The organism is Nakamurella sp. (genome assembly GCF_048594475.1).
Taxonomy (GTDB): Bacteria; Actinomycetota; Actinomycetes; order Mycobacteriales; family Nakamurellaceae; genus Nakamurella.
Map to the genome: position 1 here is coordinate 1 of NZ_JBMDXT010000052.1, position 5447 is coordinate 5447.

Here is a 5447-nt window from a genome sequence, read left to right on the forward strand (position 1 = left end):
GCCGGCCAGCCCCACCCGGCGGTGGCCGCGGCGACCGCCCTGGACTGGACCGTCGAGCACGTGCGGAGCCGGGTCGCCTTCGGCGCGCCGATCGGGGCCCGGCAGCACGTCCGCTTCCGGATGGCCGAGATGGCGACCGAGGTCGACATCGCCCGGCAGTACGTCGACCGCTGCGTGGTCGAGCACAACGCCGGGCGGCTGGACGCGGTGGACGCGGCGAAGGCCAAATGGTGGACCACGGAGCTCCAGTGGCGGGTGCTCGACGAGTGTGTGCAGTTGCACGGCGGGCTGGGCTACATGACCGAGCACCGCATCACCCGGGCCTGGGCCGACGCCCGGGTGCAGCGGATCTACGCCGGCACCACCGAGATCATGAAGGAGCTCATCGGGCGGTCGATGCAGCTGGAGTAGCCGCGCTCCGGTACGGCCGGTGCCACGCCACCGGCCGTCGCCCCGATGCGCGGGAGGGCTCCGGCCGAACCGCCGTGGCGCATCCGGGCCGGCCTGCGCGCCCTCACGGTGCAGTGGCCGGCCGGGGCCCGGTCCGGGAACGCCGCCGATGTCGCCGATCGGGCCGGGCCGCCGGCCTGTCCGGGTTCGACCGCTAACCGGCGAACGCGTCCAGGAACCGGTGGTGCAGCGCGTCCATCCGCCAGACCGGCGCGTCCGGCGCGGGGTGCAGGCCGGCCGGCCAGCCCCACCCGGCGGTGGCCGCGGCGACCGCCGGATCGCGGCTGATCACCGTGACCGGCACGTCGTGACCGGCCCCCTCGCCGCTCACGACGGACGCGGGTTGGTGGTCGCCGAGCGCGAGTACCACCAGGTCGTCCGTGCCGTAGGTCAGGACGAACGAGATCAGCGCGGACAGGCTGTACTCGATGGTCCGGCCGTACGCCGCCCGCACGGCGGTGGCGTCCGACCACACGTCGTCGACGGCCGGCGACCGTTCCGGCTGGCCGGCGTAGACGCTGCCGTCGCCGATGGTCGACCAGTCCACCAGCTCGGGCAGCGGCAGCCACGGCGTGTGGCTGGTCTGCAGGTCGATCTCGGCGAACACCGGCCGGCGCGGCTGCGGCGCGAGCTCGGCCCGTTGCAGGAACGCCAGCGTGTACTGGTCCGGGATCGTCGCGAAGCCGAAGCCGGGCCCCGCGTAGTCGGTGGAGCGGCCGTCGTAGACCTGCTCGGCCCGGTAGAACGTGCTCGCCTCGGGCCAGTCCCGCCGGTTGGCCGGCACGTCCAGCACGGTCCGCCATCCCGCGTCGCCGAACGTCGAGATCAGCGTCGGCCGGCCGGTCGCCATCAACTGGTCGTAGCGTTGCTGGCTGTCGACCCAGAGCCCGGATTCCAGGGTGGAGTGCGCCAGCCAGCTGATCCCGCCGAACGTCGGTGAGGTGAGGAACGCGCTGCGGGCGGTGAACCCGGCCGCGGCGAGGCGGGCGCTCCCGTCGTCGAGTACCGCGCTGACCCCCGGGCCGATCTGCGGATCCTCCACGGCGACCCGTCCGTAGCTCTCGACGAAGACGACCAGCACGTCCTTGCCGGCCAGGGCGGCCAGCGGGGCCGATCCGGTGTGCGCGACCGGAACGGGAGCGGCCAGCTCGTCGGCGAACGCGGCCCGGTCCGCCAGGTTCGTCCGCACGAGAGCGGCCTCGCGGGCGGCCAGGCCCGCGGCATCGGCGGCGGCCAGCCCGGTGCCCGGCGCGACCTGCAGGCCGGTCGTGGCGGCGAGCAGCCAGATCGCGCCGAAGGCGGCGAGGAAGCGGGCGGTGACCGCCGGGCGCCGGCCGGCCAGCCCGGTCAGCCGGCGCACCGCCAGCGGCATCGCGACCACCACCCCCAGGGCCACCGCGACGATGGCGACGCCGATCCCGGTCGCGGCCGTGCGACCCACCGTGCCCCCGAGCAGTTCCAGGAAGGACGCGGCGTAGGCCCAGTCGGAGACCGGGTTGAACGGCCGGTCGAGCGCGGCCAGGAAACCCAGGTCGAGCAACCGGATCAGGGCCAGCCCGGCCAGCACCACCCCGGCGACCAGGGCCAGCGGCCGGGCCAGCCGGGGCGGCAGCAGGAGCAGCAGCGCCACGCCGACGACCGCCTCCACCGGGATGCGCGCCAGGTCGGCGGGCCGGACCCCGTCGGCCGGCCCGACCAGCGCGAACCACACCAGGGCGACCGCCCCCGCGGTGACGAGCGCGGCGAGCAGCCGCCGGTGCCGTGACCGGTGCCGGGGCCGGTGCTGGGCCCGGTCGGTGGTCATGTCGGGCTGGCGGGCGTGCCGCACGAGCCACCACACCTGGCGGCCGAACGATTCGGCCAGCAGGGCCAGCGCGCCGGCCGTCAGCACGACCGCCACCGGCCGCGGCAGCAGGTCGGCCATCACGACGGTGAGGACGATCCCCTGGACCGCCGCGACCACCTTGTTCCACCGGCGCGGCGGCGTGGGGGCGGTCAGCCACGGCCACACCCAGCCGGCCGCCAGCAACAGGTACCGGGCGAGCCCGATCAGCAGCACCCAGCCGCCGAGCAGCCGCACGTCGTACAGGGCCAACACCAGGACCAGGACCGCGTCGACCTCCATGTCGAACCGCGCCCCGACCGCCGTGACCGTCCCGGTGCGCCGCGCCACCCGGCCGTCCACGGCGTCCAGGACCAGGGCGACCGAGGCCAGCGCGACCAGCACCGGGACCGGCGTGGCCGCCGGATCGCCGATCGAGTCGGCGACGAGCGCGGTCAGGGCGCCGACGAGGACGGCCCGGGTGAGGGTCACCGCATCCGCCGGACCGAGCCGGTCCCGTCCGGAACGGGCGACCGCGACGACCAGCAGACCGGTCAGCCCGAGCAGGAAGGCCACGCCGACGGCCCACCCCGGCCCGCCCATGCCGACCGTGCCGGCCAGCACCGCGAGCAGCAGCAACCCGGCGATCAGACCGGTTCCGGCCTGCCCGGCCAGCCGGCGCGCCGGGGGCCGGCGAACCGTTTGCATGCGATCTCCGTTTCTCCTTCTGGGGCCGGCCACCGCTCGACCCGCTGCTGCGGTGGTTTCGCCCTACCGTGAAGCACATACGATCACCGGCCCCCTCGGGTTCGGGTGAGCTTCGGGCGCCGGATCGGGTGACAGGAGGCGCATGACGAGCCAGGCGGCGGCCTTCTGGGTGCGCCGCCCCGGCGTCGGCGAGATCCGGCCGGTGACCCTGCCCGTGCCGGGGCCGGACGAGGTGCTGGTGCGCGCCACGCACAGCGGCGTCAGCCGCGGCACCGAGGCGCTCGTCTTCACCGGCCGGGTACCGCCGGGCCAGTACGAGCGGATGCGGGCGCCGTTCCAGGAGGGCGAGTTCCCCGGCCCGGTGAAGTACGGCTACCTCTCCGTCGGCGTCGTGGAACTCGGCCCTGAGCACCTGCGTGGCCGGCCGGTGTTCTGCCTGTACCCGCACCAGAGTGCGTACGTGGTGCCGGCCGGTGCGGTGACCGTGGTGCCGGACGGCGTGCCGCCGGCGCGCGCGGTGCTGGCCGGCACGGTGGAGACGGCGGTGAACGCCTGCTGGGACGCCGGCCCGCTGATCGGCGACCGGATCACCGTCGTCGGCGGCGGCATGGTCGGGTGCAGCCTGGCCGCCGTGCTCGCCGGGCTGCCGGGCGCCCGGGTGACGCTCGTCGACGACGACGAGAGCCGGGCCGCGGTCGCCGGCGTGCTCGGGGTCGCGTTCGCCACCCCCGGACAGGCGCCGGACGGTCAGGACCTGGTCTTCCACACCAGCGCCAGCGGCGAGGGGCTGGCCCTGGCGCTGCGGGTGCTGCGGCCCGAGGGGGAGGTGATCGAGCTGTCCTGGTACGGCGACCGGCCGGTCCCGGTGCCCCTCGGCGAGGCGTTCCACTCGGGGCGGCTGGCCGTCCGGGCCAGCCAGGTCGGCGCGGTGGCGCCGGCCCGTCGCGGGGCCCGCCGGCCGGCCGACCGGCTCGCCCTGGCCCTCGACCTGCTGCGCGACGCGAGGTTCGACGCGCTGCTGTCCGGGGAATCCACCTTTGCCGAGCTGCCCGTCCTGCTGCCCGCGCTGGCCGCCCGCGAACGGCCGGCCATCTGCCATGTGATCACCTACGACTGACCCGCCCGCCCGGGCCCCGACCGGACCGACAAAGGATGCGATCTCGATGTTCACGGTGACCGTCCGCGATCACATGATGATCGCCCACAGCCTGCGCGGCGACGTGTTCGGTCCGGCGCAGCGGCTGCACGGGGCCACGTTCGTGGTCGACGCGTCCTTCGCCGGCCCGGACCTCGACGCCGACGGCATCGTGGTCGACATCGGGCTGGCCACCGACGAGCTGCGGCGCATCGTCGACGACTTCCGGTACCGCAACCTGGACGACGACCCGGCCTTCGCCGGGCGGAACACGACGACCGAGGTGCTGGCCCGGGCGATCGCCGACCGGCTCGCCACGCGCGTCCATGACGGCGCCTTCGGGCCGTCGGGTCGCGGCCTGACCCGGCTGACCGTCACCCTGCACGAGTCCCACGTGGCCTGGGCCGCCTACGAGCGTGCGCTGTGGACCGGGTGACCGGCGTCCTGCACGCCGTGGTGCCGGCCGGCATCGACGACCCGGCCCGGCCCAGCGGCGGCAACCGGTACGACCGCCGGCTGCTGGACGAGCTGGCCGGCCGGGGCCGGCGGGTGCACGAGCGCCACGCCGCCGGGGCCTGGCCGCAGCCGTCGCCCGCCGACCGGGTCGCCCTCGATCGCCTGCTGGGGGAGGTCCCGGACGGCTCACCGGTGCTCATCGACGGGCTGATCGCGTGTGCGGCCGCGCCCGTCGTGTCCGCCCACACCGGTCGGCTGCGGGTGGTGGTGCTGCTGCACATGCCGCTGGGCACCGCGGCCGAGCGGGACCTGCTGCCGCGCTGCGCGGCCGTGGTCACCAGCAGCCGGTGGGTGGCCGGCCGGCTGCGGGACGACGGCCTCGTCCCCGGTGACCGGCCGGGCCCGGCGGTTCCGCTGGTCGTCGCCGAGCCCGGGGTCGACCCGGCCGCCCCGATCAGCCCGTCCGCCGGCGGCGGCCGGCTGCTGGCGGTCGCGGTGCTCGCCCCGCACAAGGGGCAGGACGTGCTGATCGCCGCGCTGCACCGGATCGCCGACCTGCCCTGGACGTGCACCGTGGCCGGATCGCCGGCGATCGATCCGGGGTTCGCCGGCCGGCTGCGCACGGCGGCCGCGGGGCTGGGCGACCGGGTGCGGTTCGTCGGCCCGCTCACCGGCCCCGAGCTGGACCGGGCCTACGCGGCGGCGGACCTGCTCGTCCACCCGTCCCGCTCCGAGACGTACGGGATGGTGCTGACCGAGGCCCTCGCCCGGGCGATCCCGGTGGTCGCCACCGACGTCGGCGGGATCCCCGACGCGGTCGGGTGGGACGCGTCCGGCCGGCGGCCCGGCCGGTTGGTCGCCCCGGACGACGACCGG

The 5447-nt window shown here is 76.1% G+C and carries 5 protein-coding genes; 4 read left to right on the forward strand and 1 reads right to left on the reverse strand.

From position 1 onward, the window contains the following. The coding region (locus tag ACOJUF_RS02650; RefSeq protein ID WP_420120316.1) for an acyl-CoA dehydrogenase family protein at window positions 1–411 on the forward strand (411 nt) is incomplete at its 5' end. 193 nt (window positions 412–604) lie between these two features. On the opposite strand, the gene ACOJUF_RS02655 is transcribed toward ACOJUF_RS02650, so the two are convergent. Next, a complete protein-coding gene (locus tag ACOJUF_RS02655) occupies window positions 605–2980 on the reverse strand; it encodes a CDP-alcohol phosphatidyltransferase family protein (RefSeq protein ID WP_420120317.1) in 2376 nt (791 codons plus the stop codon). A gap of 142 nt (window positions 2981–3122) precedes the next feature. On the opposite strand from ACOJUF_RS02655, the gene ACOJUF_RS02660 reads away from it, so the two are divergent. From ACOJUF_RS02660 to ACOJUF_RS02670, 3 genes are all read left to right on the forward strand, one after another. Further along, a complete protein-coding gene (locus tag ACOJUF_RS02660; RefSeq protein WP_420120318.1) occupies window positions 3123–4097 on the forward strand; it encodes a zinc-dependent alcohol dehydrogenase in 975 nt (324 codons plus the stop codon). A 46-nt stretch (window positions 4098–4143) separates the two neighbouring features. After that, window positions 4144–4551: a 6-pyruvoyl trahydropterin synthase family protein gene (locus tag ACOJUF_RS02665; RefSeq protein WP_420120319.1), complete on the forward strand. Its 408-nt coding sequence runs from the start codon at window positions 4144–4146 to the stop codon at window positions 4549–4551. Further along, a partial coding sequence (locus ACOJUF_RS02670) for a glycosyltransferase family 4 protein (RefSeq protein WP_420120320.1) occupies window positions 4539–5447 on the forward strand: 909 nt, incomplete at its 3' end. The genes ACOJUF_RS02665 and ACOJUF_RS02670, both read left to right, overlap by 13 nt.